At 67.3% G+C, this 19,516-nt stretch carries 14 protein-coding genes; 9 read left to right on the top strand and 5 right to left on the bottom strand.

The genetic code is table 11. The annotated features are described in order from the left end of the window. Positions 1–2: 2 nt before the first annotated feature. Both ACQCX5_RS09515 and ACQCX5_RS09510 read right to left on the bottom strand, forming a co-directional pair. The gene (locus ACQCX5_RS09515) at positions 3–764 is read right to left on the bottom strand and encodes a HEAT repeat domain-containing protein (protein WP_434541788.1); all 762 of its coding nucleotides are present in this window, start codon (positions 762–764) and stop codon (positions 3–5) included. 206 nt (positions 765–970) lie between these two features. Further along, entirely contained in the window at positions 971–3,481 is a 2,511-nt protein-coding gene (locus ACQCX5_RS09510) for a DEAD/DEAH box helicase (RefSeq protein ID WP_434541787.1), read from the bottom strand. A gap of 62 nt (positions 3,482–3,543) precedes the next feature. On the opposite strand from ACQCX5_RS09510, the gene ACQCX5_RS09505 reads away from it, so the two are divergent. Next, positions 3,544–4,224 carry a bifunctional 4-hydroxy-2-oxoglutarate aldolase/2-dehydro-3-deoxy-phosphogluconate aldolase gene (locus ACQCX5_RS09505; RefSeq protein ID WP_434541786.1) on the top strand — a complete coding sequence of 227 codons (681 nt, stop codon included), beginning with the start codon at positions 3,544–3,546 and terminating at the stop codon, positions 4,222–4,224. A 40-nt stretch (positions 4,225–4,264) separates the two neighbouring features. Here the strand turns inward: ACQCX5_RS09505 and ACQCX5_RS09500 are convergent, their stop codons facing one another. Beyond that, on the bottom strand, positions 4,265–5,455 hold the full coding sequence (locus ACQCX5_RS09500) for a hypothetical protein (protein ID WP_434541785.1): 1,191 nt from the start codon (positions 5,453–5,455) through the stop codon (positions 4,265–4,267). A gap of 217 nt (positions 5,456–5,672) precedes the next feature. Here ACQCX5_RS09500 and ACQCX5_RS09495 point away from each other — a divergent pair, with 217 nt between their 5' ends. The 4 genes from ACQCX5_RS09495 (at position 5,673) to ACQCX5_RS09480 (ending at position 11,541) form a co-directional block, all read left to right on the top strand. Beyond that, entirely contained in the window at positions 5,673–6,800 is a 1,128-nt protein-coding gene (locus tag ACQCX5_RS09495) for an SH3 domain-containing protein (RefSeq protein WP_434541784.1), read from the top strand. A gap of 111 nt (positions 6,801–6,911) precedes the next feature. Beyond that, complete coding sequence (pgi, locus tag ACQCX5_RS09490) at positions 6,912–8,585, top strand: glucose-6-phosphate isomerase (protein WP_434541783.1); 1,674 nt, start codon at positions 6,912–6,914, stop codon at positions 8,583–8,585. A gap of 55 nt (positions 8,586–8,640) precedes the next feature. After that, positions 8,641–9,300 (top strand): SanA/YdcF family protein, encoded by a 660-nt coding sequence (locus ACQCX5_RS09485; RefSeq protein ID WP_434541782.1) that lies wholly within the window; start codon positions 8,641–8,643, stop codon positions 9,298–9,300. Between the two features lie 1,581 nt (positions 9,301–10,881). Then, positions 10,882–11,541 (top strand): hypothetical protein, encoded by a 660-nt coding sequence (locus tag ACQCX5_RS09480; RefSeq protein WP_434541781.1) that lies wholly within the window; start codon positions 10,882–10,884, stop codon positions 11,539–11,541. Between the two features lie 25 nt (positions 11,542–11,566). Here ACQCX5_RS09480 and ACQCX5_RS09475 read toward each other — a convergent pair whose 3' ends face one another. Then, a complete protein-coding gene (locus ACQCX5_RS09475) occupies positions 11,567–12,310 on the bottom strand; it encodes a GntR family transcriptional regulator (protein WP_434541780.1) in 744 nt (247 codons plus the stop codon). A gap of 291 nt (positions 12,311–12,601) precedes the next feature. Here ACQCX5_RS09475 and ACQCX5_RS09470 point away from each other — a divergent pair, with 291 nt between their 5' ends. Further along, positions 12,602–14,101 carry a CoA-acylating methylmalonate-semialdehyde dehydrogenase gene (locus ACQCX5_RS09470; protein WP_434541779.1) on the top strand — a complete coding sequence of 500 codons (1,500 nt, stop codon included), beginning with the start codon at positions 12,602–12,604 and terminating at the stop codon, positions 14,099–14,101. Between the two features lie 318 nt (positions 14,102–14,419). Here ACQCX5_RS09470 and ACQCX5_RS09465 read toward each other — a convergent pair whose 3' ends face one another. Then, the gene (locus ACQCX5_RS09465) at positions 14,420–15,496 is read right to left on the bottom strand and encodes a transaldolase family protein (protein ID WP_434541904.1); all 1,077 of its coding nucleotides are present in this window, start codon (positions 15,494–15,496) and stop codon (positions 14,420–14,422) included. Between the two features lie 326 nt (positions 15,497–15,822). Between ACQCX5_RS09465 and ACQCX5_RS09460 the strand changes: the two genes are divergently transcribed. The 3 genes from ACQCX5_RS09460 to iolD are packed head-to-tail and all read left to right on the top strand — an operon-like array spanning position 15,823 to position 19,493. Beyond that, positions 15,823–16,689 (top strand): Cgl0159 family (beta/alpha)8-fold protein, encoded by an 867-nt coding sequence (locus tag ACQCX5_RS09460; protein WP_434541778.1) that lies wholly within the window; start codon positions 15,823–15,825, stop codon positions 16,687–16,689. Further along, positions 16,686–17,570 carry a 5-deoxy-glucuronate isomerase gene (iolB, locus tag ACQCX5_RS09455; RefSeq protein WP_434541777.1) on the top strand — a complete coding sequence of 295 codons (885 nt, stop codon included), beginning with the start codon at positions 16,686–16,688 and terminating at the stop codon, positions 17,568–17,570. The genes ACQCX5_RS09460 and iolB overlap by 4 nt, the downstream gene beginning before the upstream one ends. A gap of 15 nt (positions 17,571–17,585) precedes the next feature. After that, positions 17,586–19,493 carry a 3D-(3,5/4)-trihydroxycyclohexane-1,2-dione acylhydrolase (decyclizing) gene (iolD, locus tag ACQCX5_RS09450; RefSeq protein ID WP_434541776.1) on the top strand — a complete coding sequence of 636 codons (1,908 nt, stop codon included), beginning with the start codon at positions 17,586–17,588 and terminating at the stop codon, positions 19,491–19,493. Positions 19,494–19,516 lie beyond the last annotated feature (23 nt).

Here is a 19,516-nt window from a genome sequence, read left to right as displayed (position 1 = left end):
TCTCAGGCCTCCTGGGCCGCCCTGCGGCGCTGCTGCAGCCGGGTGGCGGCGTGGGCCACGTGGGCATCGGCGCTCTGCGCGGCCTTGGCGAGTGCCTCGTCCGCAACTTCGCTGAGCTGGCCCAGCGCAGTCGTGGCCACGATGCGCACGGTCTGGTCGGCGTCGGACGACGCGGCGGCCAGCGCGTCCAGCGCCGGGTCGGCCGCATCGCCCATGAACCCGAGCACCTCGGCGGCGTGGGCACGCACGGCGGCGTCCTCGCTCGCGAGGGCCTCGGTCAGCGCCGGCACGGCGTCGTCACCGAAGACGAGCAGGGCGTTGGTGAGCAGGTCGAGCTGCAGCTTGTCGCCCTGCCCCAGACGGGCCACGAGCACGGGGATCATCGCCGTGTTGCCCGTCGACGCCGCCGCGCGGTAGCCCTTGATGGCGACCCGCGGGTTCGGGTCGTTGACGATGGCGACCAGGGCGTCGGCGAACTCGGGGCGGCCCGCCTTGCTCAGCACGTGCGCGGCCTGGGTGCGGGTGGCATCGTCCTCGCTGGTCAGCGACTCGATGACACCCGGCAGGGCCTGGTCGATCACCTGCACGGTCGCCCAGGTGATGCGCTCGCGCACCTGGCAGTCGGTCTCAACCCCGAGCCGCCCGACCAGGGCGTCGGCGGCGTCGGTGACGCGGTACATGCCGATCGTGGACGCGGCATGGAACCGGTCGACCAGGTCATCGCTGTTCAGGGCGGTGATGATCTTGGTGGTGTCGATGGTCATGGTTCCTCCTTGGGGATCGTGGATCACGCTAGAGGTTGACGCCGCGTCAAGGTCAACTGGCGTTCGCTGTGGGCCTCAAACCCACGTAGCTGGCGGTCATCGACGTAGCTGGTCTCTAGAGCGCCAGCCATGTCGAACAACGCCAGCTACGTGGGGAGCTGGGATACGTGGGGAGCTGGGATACGTGGGGAGCTGGGAGGGCGCACTCAGTCCAGCCGCCCGAACGCCTTCGTCCGCATCACCAGCGCCTCGGCCTCGTCACTGGCATCCAGGTCGACCACCGCATGGACCTGCCAGTCGTGGTTGCCCTCGGGGTCACTGATGATCTGCCGCACCACCCACACCCGGGGGTTCGTCCGGTCGATCAGCAGCCGCGACGCCGACCGGGCATCGGCATCGAGCAGCATCTCGTCGTGCTCGTCCCAGTACTCGCCCAGCGCCTCGTCCCAGTCATCGCCCGTGAATGCCTTGTTGCCCGGTTCGAGCGCCTCGAGGGCGTCGACATTGTCGGCCGCCGCCAGCGACACCCGCTGCCACATCGCGTTCTTCACCATGACGGTGAACGTGCGCTCATTGCTGGTGAGCGTGTGCTCGGTCGGGGTCACCACCGGACGATCGGTGGTGCCGTCCCACTGCGTGAGGGCCTCCCACTCGTCCAGCAATGACGAGTCGGTCATGCGCACGACATCGCCCAACCAGTCCAGCAACACCTCGAATTCCGGCGTGCGCACCGACTCGGGCACCGTCTGGCGCAGTGCCCGGAACGCATCCGACAGGTAGCGCAGCAGCAGCCCCTCGACGCGTTCGAGCTTCAGCCACGCCACGTATTCACCGAACGTCATGGCCCGCTCGTACATGTCGCGCACGATTGACTTGGGCGACAGCGCCGCCTCGGCGATCCAGGGGTGGCGGGGCTGGAACAGCGAGAACGTGTGCTCGAGCAGTTCGGCCAATGGACGCGGCCACGACACGTCCTCGAGGGCCTGCATGCGTTCCTCGTAGTCCATGCCGTCGGCCTTCATCTCGGCCACGGCATTGCCTCGCTCGCGGTGCTGCTGGGCGAACAGCACGGGCCGCGGGTCTTCGAGGGTCGCCTCGATGACACTGACGATGTCGAGCACATGCGTGGGCGACTCGGGGTCGAGCACCTCGAGCACCTCGGTCGCGAACGCCGACAGCGGCTGGTTCAGCGCGAAATCGGCCTGCAGGTCGGGCGACAGGGCGAATCGGCGACCGCCGGGCGTGGGTTCAGTCAGGCGAATGACAGTCCCGGACGAGAGCAGCGACCGGCCCAGGGCCAACGCGCGGCGGTACAGGCGCCGCCGCACGGCCTGGTCGTCGGTGGAATGCTCGACCAGGTGCACCACTGCCTCGACGGTGTCCTGGTCGCGTTCGAGCAGGTTGAGCAGCGTCGCATGGGTGATGCGCATGCGCGCGTGCAGCGTCTCGGGCACCGAGTCCTGCAGCTTCGAGAAGGTGTCCTCGGACCAGTTCACGAAGCCCTCGGGGGCCTTCTTGCGCTGGAACTTGCGCAGCTTCTTGGGGTCGTCACCGATTTTGGCCAGCGCCCGCTCGTTCTCGATCACATGCTCGGGCGCCTGCGCCACCACATAGCCGATGGAATCGAACCCTGCCCGGCCCGCGCGCCCGGCAATCTGGTGGAACTCACGGCTGCGCAGCACCCGCAACCGGTGCCCGTCGAACTTGGTCAGCGCGTTGAACAGCACCGTGCGGATCGGCACGTTGATGCCGACGCCGAGGGTGTCGGTGCCGCAGATGGCCCGCAGCAACCCCTGCTGGGCAAGGGTCTCGACCACGCGGCGGTAGCGCGGCAGCATGCCGGCGTGGTGCACCCCGATCCCGGCCCGCACCATCGTCGACAGGGTCGTCCCGAACCCCTTGCCGAACCGGAACCCGCCGAGGGCCACGACAATGCGGGCACGCCCGTCCTTGTCGACCAGCGGTGTCGACATCAGCGCCTGCGCCCGCTGGAAAGCCAGCGACTGGGTGGCATGCACGATGTAGACCGGCGCCTGGTCGGCCTCGATGAGTTCATCGACGGTCTCGTTGATCGGCGTCATGGCCCAGCGGTAGGCGAGCGGCACCGGGCGCTGGGCCCCGCCCACCACCACCGACTCACGGCCGGTGAGTTCGGCCAGCTTCTTCGCCAGCCCCGTGACGTCGCCGAGGGTCGCCGACATGATCACGAACTGGGCACGCGGCAGTTCAGTCAACCCCACCTGCCACGCCCAGCCCCGGTCGGGGTCACCGATGAAGTGGAACTCGTCCATGACGACCTGGTCGATCGGTGCGTCAGGCCCCTGACGCAGCGCCATGTTGGCGACGATTTCGGCGGTGCAGCAGATGATCGGTGCCTCGGAGTTCACCGACGAGTCGCCCGTGACCATGCCGACGTTGGCCGCGCCGAAGACGTCGCACAGGGCAAAGAACTTCTCGCTGACAAGGGCTTTGATGGGGGCGGTGTACCAAGTGCGGCCACCCTGGGCCAGCGCCGCGGCGTGTGCGCCGATGGCGATGAGCGACTTGCCCGAGCCGGTGGGGGTGGTGATGATCGTGTTCGCGCCGGTGAGCGTGGCGAGGATCGCCTCTTCCTGGTGCGGGTACAAGCCCAGGCCGTCGGCGCCGGCCGCGTCGACGACCTGCTCGAACACGGCTTCGGGGGCGGACCCGCGCAGGGCCTCGGCATCAAGTCTCATCGGGGCCAACCTATCGGGTGACCAGATTCCGGCATGCCTGCGCGCATGGAAGGATGGGCGCCATGACCCGTCTGCCCCTGCCGGAGTGCATCACCGCCTCGCGCATGATCGTCCTTGTCGACCGTCGCTTCGACCCCGAGCAGAACGACGCCGACTGGCTCGCGACCGTGGTGCCGGTGCTCGAGGTCATGGTGCAAGAGGGCATGACCGTCTTCTCGTTGCCCCTGGCCGACATCGCGCTGCTGGCCGAACTGCGTGAAATGTTCATCGAACGGGCATGGTTCGGGGTGCACGACGTGCTCACGCTCGACGACACCGAACAGGCACTGGCACACGCCCCTGAATTCCTGCTGGCAGGCGGGGACGACCACGCCGTGGTCGAGCGGGCCGCCGTGCGGGGCGTGGTGGCCGTACCGGCCGCACTCACGCCCAACGAATTGCGGGCCGCCTGGCAGTCGGGGGCGGCGGCAGTGCAGGTGCTGCCGGCCGACCTGCTGGGCAGCAACTACCCCGAGGCCCTGGCGCGGCTGCTGCCCGGGGTGGGGCTGATCGCCCGCGGCAACCTGGGCGGCTGGTCGATGGGCCGCTGGTTCGAGCACGGGGCGGTGGCCTGTGTGGCCGACTCGCCGTTGACCGGTGATGCCTTCAACGGTGGCAACCTGAGCCACCTGCGCGACCGGTGCCGTACCTACCGGGATGTGGTGCCGGCAGCGCCCGACAAGGACGTCGACGCACAGGGCTGAGCGCCTGCCGTATCGCCGGGCGTTCCTGGCCCCGGCCTGTTCAGAGCCCCCGGCGTGCCCGGGGCGCGGTGTCCACCATGGCCACGTCGTCCACGCTCTCGGCATGGTCGGCGAAATCGCCCGTCACACCTGATGCCTGCGGCGCGCGCTGACGGCTGCGCCAGGTCACGAGCACGACCAACCCGCCAAGCAGAAGGACCCCGGTGACCCCGCCCACCAGCAGCAGGGTCGACCTGGTGTCGGGAAGCCATGGTCCCGGGCGGTTGGCCGTCGCCTGCACCGTGGTGCTGCTGGACGGCGACTCTGCGCCCCCGGCCACGCCCACCTCGCTCTGGTCGACGGTCGGCCGGTCGACGCCAGCCGACTGGCTGGCGCTCGCGCTGGGTGACGGTGTCGGGGTGGCCTGCACGTCGACGCTGAAGGCGACCTTGGCCGTGGCCAGCCCGCTGCCGCCCGCGAAGACGACGTCGAAGACCAGCGGGCCGACGGCGGCGTCCATGGGTACCTGCGCCATCGTCGAATACGTGCCGGCCGCAGTGGTGTGGTCGAACGTGTCGGCCGACTGTCCCCGCGGGGCCACCCGGATGGCTGCATTCACCACGGGCTGCCCGGCGGCAGTGGTCAGCGACCCGCTCACGGTGACCAGGTCGCCGGGCCAGACCTTCGGGGTCATGGTGGTGGCCGTCAGCACCGCGGCGGCCCCGGTGGTGGCGGGGGCGGTGGGGCCGACGGTCACCGGCTGACCCGTGGCAGGCGGTTTCGGTGGTTGCTGCGTGGCCGGCGGCTTCGGTGGCTGTTGTGTCGGCTGTTGGGTGGCCGTCGTCCGCGGCTGGTAGAGCACGGTGGCGCGGGCGACCGAGGCATCCAACTGCTTGTCGCCGGCGAACTGCGCCTGCACCGTGATCGTGCCCGCCGGCTGGCGTGCCGGGATCGGCAGCGACGCCGAGAACGTGCCCGAGCCGCTGGTGCGCACGACGCGGGTGGCGCCCAGGCCGACGATCGTCACTTGCCGACCGCCGGCCGGCTTGCCGTTGTGCTGCAGCAACTGGCCCCGCACGGCGACCGCACTGGTCTGCACGGACGCCGAGAGCGCCAGACGACTGCCCGCAGCGGCGGCGGTGGGTGAGGTGAAGCTGAGCGAAGCCAGCGCGACCACCAGACTCACTGAGAGCACGATGAAGACCCGGCTCAGGCTGCGCAGGTGGGTGCGCGGCGGGTCTTGCGGTGACATGCGCGCTCCTCTCAGAGGGGTTTGGGTCGCAGATGCTCGTCAGATCGGCGATCGGGATGAGTCTAGGCGGGCGGATGCGCTAGCGTCACCCCAGTAGCAACACGCAGTTTCCAAAAAATTCTCAGACAGCGTTTGGGTTTTCCTGAGAAAAAACCTAAGCTTCTCTCAGAGAACCGCGGTCCCAGACCGCAGACCCTAGCTGTGAGGCAGTATCCCCATGACCCAGTCCGGACGCCGATTTGCCGCCGAGACCCAGGACGACGCGCACGAGTACCGCGCCCCATCGCGCGGTGTCGTCGACGCAGCGCAGGTCCAAGAGCGGGCCGACGCCGAGCAGGCGACGCCGTTCTTCACCCGTCGTCGCTCCCGGCTCGCGATCGTCGCAGCGCCGCTGCTGGCCCTGAGCATCGCCGGCACCGCCTTTGCCGCGACCCGACCTGCAGATGTCCCGCTCGAAGCCGCTCCGGCGGCTGCCGCTGCTGCGCCCAGCATCACCCGTGATGCCAACACCACCAACCGTGACGCCAGCCGCCCGTCGCTGAGCACGTCGAGTGCACCCGTGACCAGCTCGGCGCCGGCGACCTCGGCGAAGCCGACCACGACCGCACCGAAGACCACCGCCGCCGCCAAGACCACCGCCGCGGCCACCACCAAGGCCACCGCCAAGGTCACCACCCAGGCCAAACCGGTCACCGCCGCGCTGGGTGAGGTCATCGGCACCCGCTACACCACGAGTGGCGTGAATGTGCGCGCCCAGGCCAGCACCTCGTCCGACGTCGTCGCCAGCCTCGCCGAGGGCTCGCAACTGAGCATCACCGCAAAGACGCTGAACGGGTTCACCCAGGTGCGTTACAACGGCAAGGCTGCCTACGTCAGCACCCAGTACCTGACCAGGACCAAGCCCGCCACGAAGACCACCAGCTCGTCCTCGTCCTCGACGTCGACCTCGGGCAGCGGCGGTTCGGGTGGCACCTCGAGCGGCGGCATCGACACCTCGGCCTGCGCCAAGGTCTCCGGCATCGAGAGCGGCCTGACCGCCAACGGTGTCAGGGTCGCCCGCGCCATCTGCAACAACTTCCCGGCTGTGTCGAGCTTCGGCGGCTACCGCGCCTCGGCCGACATGCACGGAGCCGGGCGCGCCGTCGACGCCATGATCTCGGGCGCCGCTGGCTGGGAAGTCGCCAACTGGGTGCGCGCCAACGCCTCTGCGCTCGGCGTGACCGAGGTCATCTATGCCCAGAAGATCTGGACGACCCAGCGCGCCGGCGAGGGCTGGCGGTCGATGTCGGACCGCGGCTCGACGACGGCCAACCACTACGACCACGTGCACGTGACGGTGGCCTGACACCAGCTCGCAGTCACCCGCCGTACCAGAACCTGCCCTCGATTTCGAGGGCAGGTTTGGTATTGCAGGCAAACGGCAGCGGTGGCGGCCCGAGTCACTAGGCTGGGCGCCATGACGACCCCGGTTGATGCAACGTCCACGGCGGCCTGGTCAGAGCTGACCACGCTGGCCCAGAACCTCAAGCCCGACCTGCGCACCTGGTTCGCGGACGACCCCGAGCGGGCCGGCCGCTTCACCATCGTCGCGGGCGACCTGTATGCCGACCTGTCCAAGAACTGGCTCACCGACGAGGTGCGCGCCGCGCTCGTCAAGCTCGCCGACGAGGTCGGCCTGCCCGGGCGCCGCGAGGCCATGTTCACCGGCGAAAAGATCAACGTCACCGAGAACCGTTCGGTGCTGCACACCGCGCTGCGCCTGCCCCGCGACGCCCAGTTGGTCGTCGACGGGCAGGATGTCGTCGCCGACGTGCACGCCATCCTCGACAAGGTCTATGCCTTCGCGAACAAGGTGCGCGACGGCGAATGGACCGGCGTCACCGGCAGGCGCATCACCCACGTGGTCAACATCGGCATCGGCGGCTCTGACCTCGGCCCCGTGATGGTCTACGAGGCGCTGCTGCCCTACAAGTCCGATGCCCTGCAGGCCCGCTTCGTCAGCAACATTGACCCCAACGACCTGGCCGAGAAGGTCGCCGACCTCGACCCCGAGACCACGCTGTTCATCGTCGCGTCGAAGACCTTCACCACGCTCGAGACGCTCACCAACGCCCGCATGGCGCGCACCTGGCTGCTCGACACGCTCAAGTCCAATGGCGCGGTCGACGGCTCCGAGGCCAAGAACTCCGAGGCCGTCGCCGCCCACTTCGTCGCCGTCTCGACCGCCCTCGACAAGGTCGCCGCGTTCGGCATCGACCCGCAGAATGCATTCGGCTTCTGGGACTGGGTCGGCGGCCGCTACTCGGTCGACTCGGCCGTGGGCACCGCGGTCGCGATCGCGATCGGTCCCGACAACTTCGCCGACCTGCTGGCCGGCTTCCACGCGATGGACGAGCACTTCCGCACGGCCGAGCCCGCGCAGAACCTGCCACTCATGATGGGCCTGCTCAACGTCTGGTACACGAACTTCCACGACGCCCACAGCCACGCCGTGCTGCCCTATGCCCAGTACCTGCACCGGTTCGCGGCCTACCTGCAGCAGCTCACCATGGAGTCCAACGGCAAGTCCGTGCGCTGGGACGGTACGCCGGTCACCACTGGCACCGGCGAGGTCTTCTGGGGCGAGCCCGGCACCAATGGGCAGCACGCGTTCTACCAGCTCATCCACCAGGGCACGCGCCTCATCCCCGCCGACTTCATCGCGGTCGCCACCCCGGCGCACGCGCTCAAGGACGGCGAGACCGACGTGCACGAGCTGTTCCTGTCGAACTTCTTCGCCCAGACGGCCGCGCTGGCATTCGGCAAGACCGCGGACGAGGTGCGCGCAGAGGGTACGGCCGAGGCGATCGTGCCGGCCCGTGTCTTCGCCGGCAACAAGCCGACCACCTCGATCATGGCCCCGGCCCTGACGCCGTCGGTGGTGGGCCAGCTGATCGCACTGTACGAGCACATCACGTTCGTGCAGGGCATTGTCTGGGGCATCGACTCGTTCGACCAGTGGGGCGTCGAGCTGGGCAAGAAGCTCGCGCTCGAGATCGCCCCGGCGGTGCAGGGCGACGACGCCGTGCTCGCGAACCAGGACAGCTCGACCCAGAACCTGGTGCGCTACTACCGCGAGAACCGCAGCTGAGTCGTTGAGCAGGTGTGGCGGGCGTCCCTTGGGGGCGCCCGCCATACTGGTGCGCATGGCGAAGCGACTGGTGCGGACGGTGATCCTCGGGCTCGTCGGCGTCGTTGCGCTGGCGGTCGTCGGCCCGAATGTGCTGGCGTGGTGGCTGAGCCGCGGGCAGGTGCATTCGTCCGTGGCCGCGACGCCCAGCTCGGACGTCACCATCGTTTTCGGCGCCGGACTCGACCAGAACGGACGCCCCGGGCGCTACCTCACAGCGCGGCTGAGCCTGGCCGCGGACCTGTACGAGGCCGGCAAGACCCGGGTGCTGCTGCTCTCGGGGGCGACAGCGTCCAACTACGACGAGCCGAAGGCCATGCGTCGCTACCTGGTTGAGACCCGCGGCATCCCGTCCGAGCGCATCGTGCTGGACGAGCATGGTGACGACACCTACAGCACCTGCGTGCGCGCCAAGAAGGTGTTCGGCGTCGACCACGCCATCGTCGTCACGCAGAGCTACCACCTGACCCGCACCGTGGCGACCTGCCAGCAGGCGGGCATCGAGGTGCAGGGGCTGGGCGACACGTCAGTGGGTACGGCTTCGGGCACGTGGCGCTTTGGCGTGGTGCGCGAATGGGGCGCGACGATGAAGATGGCGCGTGATTTCACCATGGGCCGAGACCCGGTGTTGGGGGCGCATGACCCGGCGGTCGAGGAGGCGCTGGCGAAGAAGTGAATCGGGGCGGACTCTTGACGGATAGAAATACCGGCTTGCGAGGTAACGACGTCGCCCCTGCTGGGCAACGATCAGTGGGTATGCCCTTGTGGGAGCGGGAATTGCAGTCAGAATACCCACGGCAGGTCACGATCTCGCAACGTTGCTTGCCGTAGGGGAGTCCGGCGACGGTCAGTAGATCATAATGAGCGTATTGGGTACCCGCGAGACCTGCATGGTTGTGCGCGGCTTCGGCAAGCATAGGTGCTCGCCGGGGTGGACTACTACCGAAGGGGGTCACGTGAGACCTTTTCCAATTGCGATTTGTTTGAACCTGGTGTTGCTTGTGTGCCTCGGAGTTCCTGCGTATGGAGATCCTGATGATCCCCTCCCGCCTGAATGGTCCAGGGGTGAAGTGCCGCGATCCGTACTTACCGCGCAATTTGGTCGGCGAGTCGAAGGTGTCGCGCAGACTGGTGCCGCGCGTCTTATCGACAAGATCGACGAGCACGCATTCGGCTCGGGGAAGTATGCTGGCCGCGAGTTTGAGGCCGATGGTTCATTGAGTGTCTACTGGAAGGGGTTTGCTCCCAGTGACCTTAAGAATGATATCGCGGCTGCGAAGGCCGACTTGAAGATCCAACTCTTCGAAGGTCGAGCATATTCACGATCGGATCTGCTTCTGCGCACGAATAGGCTTATAGCGAACACCGGACTCTGTCGGGAATTGGGTGTGGTGGGGACGTCGATCTCGACTGACGGGTTTGTAACGATTGCCTTCGAAGGGGCAGGCCCCTCTGCGGATTCCCTGGCTCGACTGCCAGATTTCCTTGACTTGCCCAACTCGCTAGTGAAGCATCGATTCAATGCGACACCTCCTGCGCCACTTGGCACCCGACAAGTTGATACCTCGCCCTGGTCGGGTGGCTCCAGAGTCGCGGTGTACAAGGGCGGAACCCGCGGCTGGGGGAGGTGTACTAGCGGTTTCGCGATGAAGGCAACTGATGGAACCGGATTCCTGTTGAGCGCCTATCACTGCCTGGACGGCGCGCCTTCACCGTCGTATTGGGGTGTTTATGTCGGCGACCACACAGCAATGATTGCCCCTGCGGCGAATGTGGCGGCTTCTCCGAACATTGACGTCATTCGGCTAGACCCTTCTGCTTCTCCGGCCACTCGTCCAGAAATCTACTGGGGTTCGTTTGGTGGCAGTACTTTGAAATCGACCGTCAAGAGCTGGGGCACTAATACCACGGGTGATACGATCCATCAGTCAGGTGCAACCTCGGGGGTGAGGACGGGAAAAATCGTCGATGACGCTGATCAAATCCCCGGGCTCCAGAATACGTACTTCATTAGGGCCAGAACAGCGCCGAATCCTGAGGGCCCAGCATGGTTGGGCGCTGAGGGGGATAGTGGGGGACCCGTGGTTGCCGGGGTGTCGGGCGGCAGCCAGGCCCGCGGGCTGCTTCTAGCTGGGGAGTTCACCACCACGTGTGGCCCAAAGAATCCAGATGCGTCCTCGGCGTGGTGCTATCGAGAGATACTGTATGTGCCAATCAGTGTGGTGCAGAATACTCTGGGTCTGGAGGTTGAAACGGCATGAATCGATCCATTCCTGCGATCTCGAACTGGCGCGCCCTGTCCGTCGCCGCGGTACTCCTGCTGGGTGCCTGCGCGGCGTCGGGGACGGATGCGGCCGGCACGCCGAGTGCGAGCAGTGCCAGCAGCGCTGTGACGTCGTCGGCACCATCGTCGTCGGCACCATCGTCGTCGGCACCATCGTCGTCCCAGCCCACGTCACCGGTGCCCACGTCGTCCAGCTCGCCCCAGGTCAGCTTCAGTGACCCACCCAACGAGTTCAATGCGCAGCTGGACCGGCGCGCGACCGCCACCGGAGCCCACGCCGGAACGGAGTGGCAGGGGCAGGTTGTCGCCGTGTGGTTCAAGGGTGACCCGGGTTCGGCCTTCCGCGACTGGGTGGCCGGCAAACCCTATGGGCAGACCATCGTGATCCATGCGGACGCCGCCTACACCAAGGTCGAGATGCTGGCGGCGATGAAGCGCATCACAGACGCCGGGCTGTTCGAGCGCGGCAAGCCGCCGATGCCGGAGTGGATGAACCCCGACCAGCACGGGCGTGGCATCATCATGGCGACTGACAACTACACCCCTGATGCGGCACTGCAGGCCGAGCTCGAGCGCGTGGCACGCATGCCGGTGATCATCCGGTTCGGCAAGGTGGTGCCGCTGGGGTCGTGAGCCTCAGTCCTGAGTCCTCGGACGACTAGGGCGTGAACAGCGAGAACTTGAACGAGTACAGGCTCGGCCGGTACAGGTGGCGCCCGATCTCAATGACCCTGCCCTCAGCGGTGCGTGCGACTCGGTGCATCGTCAGCAGGGGGGCCTGGGGCTCCTCGTCGAGCAGCTCGGCCTCTTCATCGGTGGCCATGCGCGCGCCGATCTCCTGCTCTGCGGCCGCCAGTTCGACCCCCTTGGCCTGCAGGCAGTGGTACAGGCCGTGCTGGCCGAGGTCGGTCCAGCTGGGGGCCAGGTCGATGGGGATCAGGTTGGTGAGCAGGGCGAGCGGGTGCTCATCGGCGTAGCGCAGCCGGCTGACGGCGAGGATGCCGTCACCCTTGTTGACGCCGAGCTCGGCGGCCTCGTCCGCGTCTGCCTCGCGCACCACGTACGTCAGCACCTTGGTGGTGGGGTTGAAGCCGGCCTTGCTGAGGTCTTCGTTCAGGGACGAGAGCTGCAGCTGGCGGTGCACATGTGGTGGCGTCACTCGCGTGCCGACACCGCGTCGGCGGGTGAGCAGGCCTTTGGTCGTCAGCTCCTGCAGGGCGCGGCGGGCGGTGGGGCGGGCGACGTCCAGGCGCTGGGCCATCGACACCTCGTCCTCGATCATGGCCCCCGCGGGCAGCTCGCCCGACAGGATCGCGGCCTCGATCGGCTTGGCGATCTGCTCGTACAGAGGGGTCAACGAATCGCGATCGAGCGTGATGTCGGGCGTATAGAGCTCGCTCATGGTCAACTCCTCGGGTGCTGGTGACGGGTTCGTCGGTAACACTCAACCATACATGCTGCCTCAGAAACGTGTGTGTGTGTCAGGACAAATACTCAGAGATCAGCTCTCGCTCAGGGTGCGCTGGTCGCAGGGTTTGCTCGGCCAACGTTGCCCGGAGTGTGGTCGTTGAGCCTTGAAGAACACGCCAAGACCAGTTATTGTTAGTACAAATGCTCGCCATGTCCGTGGCGATCCGAGGCGGTCGAAGGCGCTCGTCGAGGTGTTGACCGCACCTGTGGAAGGAACTGCAGCATGACCATCACGATCCCGCACTGGATCAACGGCGCTCCCTACGAGGGCTCGCCCACTCATCGCATCCCGGTCGAGAACCCGGCCACCGGCCAGGTCGAGGCCGAACTGCTGGCCGCCAGCGACCAGGACCTCGACCACGCAGTGGCCGTGGCCCGCGCGGCCCAGAAGAAGTGGGCCAAGGTGTCGCTGGCCAAGCGCACCGCCATCATGTTCAAGATGCGTGAACTGGTGCTCGCCAACCAGGACGAACTGGCCCGCAGCATCGTCGCCGAGCACGGCAAGGACTACAACGACGCCATCGGCGAGATCCAGCGGGGCCGTGAGACCCTCGACTTCGCCTGCGGCATCAACGCGGCCATGAAGGGCGAGTACTCCTACGACATCTCCAGCGGCGTCGACATCCACACCGTGCGCCAAGCAGTTGGCGTCGTGGCCGGTGTCTGCCCGTTCAACTTCCCGGTGATGGTGCCGATGTGGATGCACCCGATCGCGATCGCCACCGGCAACGCCTTCATCCTCAAGCCCGCCAGCCCGACCCCGACGGCGTCGATGATCATCGCGCGCCTGTACAAGGAAGCCGGCCTGCCTGATGGCGTCTTCAATGTGGTCGCGGGTGACCGTGAAGTGGTCTCGTCCATTCTTGACCACCCCGGCATCGACGCGGTCTCGTTCGTCGGATCGACGCCGGTCGCGCGCATCGTGCAGGAACGGGGCACGACGTCGGGCAAGCGGGTGCAGGCGCTGGGCGGGGCGAACAACCACGCCATCGTCATGCCCGACAGCGACCTGGAGTTCGCGGCCCAGCACATCGCAGCTGCGGCCTTCGGTGCCGCCGGCGAGCGCTGCATGGCGCTGCCGGTCGTCGTGGCGGTCGGTGGCTGCGGTGAGAAGCTCGCCGAGCTGGTCAAGCAGAGTGGTGAGAAGATCAAGGTGGGCAACGGGCTGGACGAGGGTGTGCAGATGGGCCCGGTCATCAGCAAGAAGGCGCAGCAGCGCATTGTGGGGCTCATCGACGACGCTGAGCAGCGCGGGGCGCGCGTGGTGCTGGACGGCCGCGGCCTCGAGGTCGATGGCCACGAGGACGGATTCTGGGTCGGCCCGACGATCCTGGATGATGTCCCCCTGGACGCCCCGGCCTACCACCAGGAAATCTTCGGCCCGGTGCTGACCATCGTGCATGCCGACACGTATGCCGACGCCATCAAGATCGTGAACGATTCGCCGTTCGGCAACGGCTCGGCGATCTTCACCAATGACGGGGGAGTGGCCCGGCGCTTCACCCTCGACGTCGAGGCGGGCATGGTTGGCGTCAACGTGCCGATCCCGACGCCGGTGGCCTACTACTCCTTCGGTGGGTGGAAGGACTCGCTGCTCGGCGACCTGCACATCCATGGCCCCGAGGGCGTGCTGTTCAACACGCGGCTCAAGGCGATCACCTCGCGGTGGCCGTCAGAGCGGGGAACCTACAGCGCGACGATGTCGTTCATGCGCGAGGAGTGATCGGCTGCCAGCTGGATCATGACGCCGGGGCATGACGCGAGGGGGAGGGCTGCGGGCCCTCCCCCTTTGCCATGCGTGGGGCTGGTGGGATGCGCGGCGGTGCGTGCCGACCGTGTCCGTTTTCCGGCGGGACCGGGTGATGTGACGGCTTGGCAGGGGTTCTCGGCAGAAGCCGGCCGGGTTCTGGACACCTGGCCGAGCCGGACCCCACCCCTCCGCAGACAGAGACAGCATGCAGAAATACAGCCCGGAGGCTGTATTTCTGCATGCTGTCGGTGTGCGGGGGCTGTTCTCGGCAGGCGCCAAGCACGCCCCGACTCAGGGGGCCGGCATGATCACGTCACGCACCAGCGCATCCAGGTCGTTGTCGGCCTCCAGGAACCCGCGCAGGGTGCGGCGAGTGGCACCGAACGTGTCGAACTCTTCAGGCGTCATGCCGTCCGGCTCGTAGGCCCTGACGAACTCAGGGATCTGCAGCAGCGTGTTCATGATCTTCGGGTCGACCGGCTCGTCGATCTTGCTGACTGGCTTGTAGTCCGACGCGTTGATGCGCTGCTGCCACTTGAACGGCGGCGAGACGACGAGGTCGCCGCCCTGCAGCTCCGACCACTGCAGCACATTGCGGAACGCGGCGTTGAGGATGCGCGCCCGCAGGCCGCGGCTCTGGAACTCCTGGTACGCCCGCTTGATCGCAGCAATGCCGGCCCACTCGAGGTGCCCGGGGTCCAGGAACAACTGGTCTCGCTCGGCGACGATCTTGAGCCAGTCATCCAGGCGCCCGGCCATCAGGGTCACCACTGGGCCCATGGTCGAGACGTCCATGCCCTCGGCCTCGCGGCGCTTCAGGCCACGCTCGATGGCCTCGCCGGTGGCGACGACCTGCGGCACCGAGAACGAGACCGTGACGTTCATCGAGACACCGCGGTACGTGGCCTCTTCGATGGCCTTGACGCCAACGCTGGTGGCAGGGGCCTTGACCACGATGTTGGGGGCCAGCTGCGAGAACTCCACGGCCTGCTGCACCAGGGCGTCGGCGCTGCGGGCCAGCCGCGGGTCGGTCTGGATGGACAGCCGTCCGTTGCGTCCCTTGTGCTCCTCGAAGATCGGCTCGAGCAGCTGGGCCGCCTCGACCGACATCTCGCGCACGACCTGCCAGCCGATCTCGGACTCGGTGACGTCGGGCATCTCTTCGGCGAGTTCCTTGATGCGGGGGATCCACCGGTCCGCCTTCTGCTTGATGCAGGTGTAGGCGATGCTCGGGTTGCAGGTGGCGCCGACGCCGCCAAAGGCAATCGACTGGCGCAGCTCGTCGGGGTCCGCGGAGTCGTTCCACAGGGCGGTGGGGAACTGGCGAACTGCGTCGAGCAGTGGTCCGGGGGTGTACTCGATGGCCATGTGAGCCTCCTCGTTGATGGGTTCAGGCATCGGGCCAGCCTTCCTGGGTGGCCACTGCCTCTCTCAGGTGACATTCAACGCTGCATGACAGTGTCAAGTCAAGTATATGTATGCACAAGCACGGTGATCTGGACGACGCCAGCACGGTAACCTCCGCCTTCGTGGGGCGTCCGACGCTCCCGTGTGACCGCGTCGGAGCGGCGAGGCTGTGACGAACATTACGCAGACAAGATGTTGACATTGTGTTGACATGAAAGTGGATCGTGGTCCACAGTTGAGCTACGAGCCGCCTCATCGGAGAGGGTGGCGAACACAAGGACGGTGACATGTCTCTCACGGAGCGCATCGTGCAGACGCGGGCCAGCCACCCCGAGAAGGTCCGGCAGATCCTTGCCGAGCGGCCCAGGGGCGTGATGCCGGCGCATGACCAGAAGCTGATGATCATCGCGTGCGACCACCCGGCTCGCGGAGCACTGGGGGCCGGCCAGGACGACATGGCCATGGCGTCCCGCGAGGAACTGCTGGGGCGTTGCGTCGAGGCGCTCGGGCGCCCCGGGGTCCACGGCTTCCTGGGTACAGCCGACATGATCGAGGACCTCGCGATCCTCGGGGCCCTGGACGGCAAGCTCGTCTACGGCTCGATGAATCGCGGCGGCCTCGCCGGTGCCTCATTCGAGATGGACGACCGGTTCACCGGGTACGACGCCCAGGGCGTGGCCGATTCGGGCCTCGACGGCGGCAAGATGCTCATGCGCATCAACTACTCCGACCCGGCGACCGTCGCCACCATCGAGTCGTGTGCGAAGGCCGTGGACGAGCTCGCCGAGCGCCAGCTGATGGCGATGGTCGAGCCCTTCGTCTCGGAATGGGTGTCGGGCCGCATCGTCAACACACTGACGCCAGAGGCTGTCATCAGGTCGATCGCGATCGCTGCGGGCCTGGGTCGCACCTCGGCGTACACTTGGCTGAAGCTGCCCGCGGTCGAGGACATGGAGCGGGTGATGGAGGCCAGCACCCTGCCGGCCCTCATCCTCGGTGGTGTGGTGCCGGAGGACCCCGACCAGGCGCTCGAGGAATGGCGCACCGCGCTCGCCCTCCCCACCGTGCGCGGACTGGTCATCGGCCGCTCGCTGCTCTTCCCGCCCAGCGGTGACGTGGCGGCTGCTGTTGACGAGGCGGTGAACCTGCTGTGACCACCAACGCTGTGAACCCCAACGCAGACATCTTCCGTCCCGCAGGCACTGCGGCCAAGGACGCGTGGCAGGTGCTGATCACCCCCGAGGACGCAGGCTGGGAATGGTCCGGCCTCAAGGTGCTCACCCTCGAGCCGGGCCAGGAACAGACTTTCGACACCGGCGAGTTCGAGGCGCTTGTGCTGCCCCTGGCAGGCGCATGCGACGTGCGCCTCGGCGAGGCCAGCCACCAGTTGCAGGGCCGCCCCGGCGTGTTCAAGGGCGTCACCGACTTCGTCTACGTCCCCCGCCACCAGCAGGTCGTCATCTCGTCGCGTGCAGGCGGACGATTCGCCGTGCCGACCGCTCGGGCCACCAGTGACCTGCCCGCGGCGTACTACCCGGCCTCACAGGTGCGCACTGACCTGCGCGGTGCCGGCGACTGTTCGCGGCAGGTCAACAACTACGCCCTGAACACCGGTGTCGAGACCTCGCACCTGCTGGTCTGCGAGGTGCTGACCCCGGGCGGCAACTGGTCGTCCTACCCCGCCCACAAGCACGAGGAGCACAGCGACGTCGAGCGCGAGCTCGAAGAGATCTACTACTTCGAGATCGCGGACGGCCCCGCCGGGCCGGGCTTCGGGTTCCACCGCACCTACGGCACCCCCGGACGACCGATCGACCTGATCGCCGAGGTGCACACCGGCGATGTGGCCCTGGTGCCACACGGCTGGCACGGCCCCTGTGTCGCCGCACCCGGCTACGACATGTACTACCTGAACGTCATGGCCGGCCCCGCCGAGGACGGCGTGTGGATGTCGGTCGACGACCCCCAGCACCACTGGCTGCGCACCACTTGGCAGGATCAGGACGTTGATCCCCGCCTGCCATTCAAGAACTGATCCAAGGAGATTCCCATGAGCAACGAGGCTTACCAGGGGACTGTCACCCTGACCGTCGCCCAGGCCACCATCCGGTTCCTGAGCAACCAGTATTCCGAGCGTGACGGCGTCGAACAGCGCCTCATCCCGGGTGCATTCGGCATCTTCGGTCACGGCAACGTGGCCGGCATCGGCCAGGCGCTGCTGCAGAACGAGATCAACCCCGCCGAGGGCGAGAACGACATGCCCTACATCATGCCCCGCAACGAGCAGGGCCAGGTGCATGCGGCAGCCGCCTTCGCCAAGGCCACCAACCGCATGCAGACCTGGATGTGCACCGCGTCCATCGGACCCGGCTCGCTGAACATGGTCACCGGTGCCGCCTTGGCCACCACCAATCGCGTGCCGGTGCTGCTGTTCCCCTCCGACCAGTTCGCCACCCGCATCCCCGACCCGGTGCTGCAGCAGCTCGAAGACCCGACCACGCTCGACATCTCGGTCAACGACTGCTTCCGTCCGGTGTCGCGCTTCTTCGACCGTATCAACCGCCCCGAGCAGCTGATCCCGTCGCTGCTGGGGGCCATGCGCGTGCTCACCGATCCCGCTGAAACCGGCGCGGTCACCATCGCCATGCCCCAGGACGTGCAGGCCGAGAAGTACGACTGGCCGGTCGAGTTCTTCGCCAGGCGCGTGTGGCATGTGCGCCGCCCACCGGCCGAGAAGGCCGCGCTGGCGCGGGCGGTCGAACGCATCCGTGCGGCCAAGCGTCCGCTGATCGTGGCCGGCGGCGGCGTCATCTACGCAGAGGCTTCCGAGCAACTGCGTGAGTTCGCCCGCCAGACCGGCATTCCGGTGGCAGACACCCAGGCCGGCAAGGGTGCCATCAACTTCGACCACGAGTGCGCCGTCGGCGGCGTGGGGTCGACCGGCGGCGACGCCGCGAACCACCTCGCCGACACCGCAGACCTGGTCATCGGCATCGGCACCCGCTTCTCGGACTTCACCACTGCGTCCAAGACGCAGTTCAAGAACCAGGACGTCGGCTTCGTCAACATCAACGTCGGCGCCTTCGACGCCGCCAAGCAGAGCGCCGTCATGGTCGTCGCCGACGCCCGGGAGGCACTCACCGAGCTGATCGACCTGCTCAAGGACCACCGCGTCGACGCCGCGTACTCGGCCGAGATCGCAGCCGAGAAGCAGGCGTGGGAGCGGGTCACCCAGGAGTGCTACCACCGCGACCAGACCCCGCTGCCCGCGCAGACCGAGGTCTTCGGCGCCCTCAACGAACTCATGGGCGAGGACGACGTCGTCATCAACGCCGCCGGCTCGATGCCCGGCGACCTGCAGGCGCTGTGGCAGGCCCGCACCCCGGTGCAATACCACGTGGAATACGCGTTCAGCTGCATGGGCTACGAGGTGCCGGCCGCCATGGGGGTCAAGCTCGCCCGGCCCGAATCCGAGGTCGTGGCCATCGTGGGCGACGGCACCTACCAGATGCTGCCCATGGAGCTGGCGACCGTGGTGCAGGAGAACATCAAGGTCATCTACGTGCTGCTGCAGAACTACGGCTTCGCCTCGATCGGCGGACTGTCGGAATCGCGCGGTTCGCAGCGCTTCGGCACCAAGTACCGCCAGCGTGGCACGGGCAGCCACCTGGCCGATGACGAATTGATCAAGGGTGTCGACATCGCCGCCAACGCAGCCTCGTGGGGCCTGGACGTGATCAAGGTCAACGGCATCCAGGAGTTCCGCGAGGCCTACCGGAAGGCCGAGGCGTCCGACCGGCCGACCATGATCCACATCGAGACCGACCTGTACGGCCCCAACCCGCCGTCGTCGAGCTGGTGGGACGTCCCGGTCTCGCAGGTCTCGACCCTGGACAGCACCCGCACGGCGTACGAGCAGCACGTGGAATCGCGTCGTCCCCAGCGCCACTACCTCTGACTCGCACGCATCTCTGGGAGCAC

Origin of the sequence: Aestuariimicrobium sp. G57 (assembly GCF_050110855.1) — a bacterium.
Lineage (GTDB): Bacteria > Actinomycetota > Actinomycetes > Propionibacteriales > Propionibacteriaceae > Aestuariimicrobium.
This window is presented reverse-complemented; position numbering and strand designations above follow the sequence as displayed.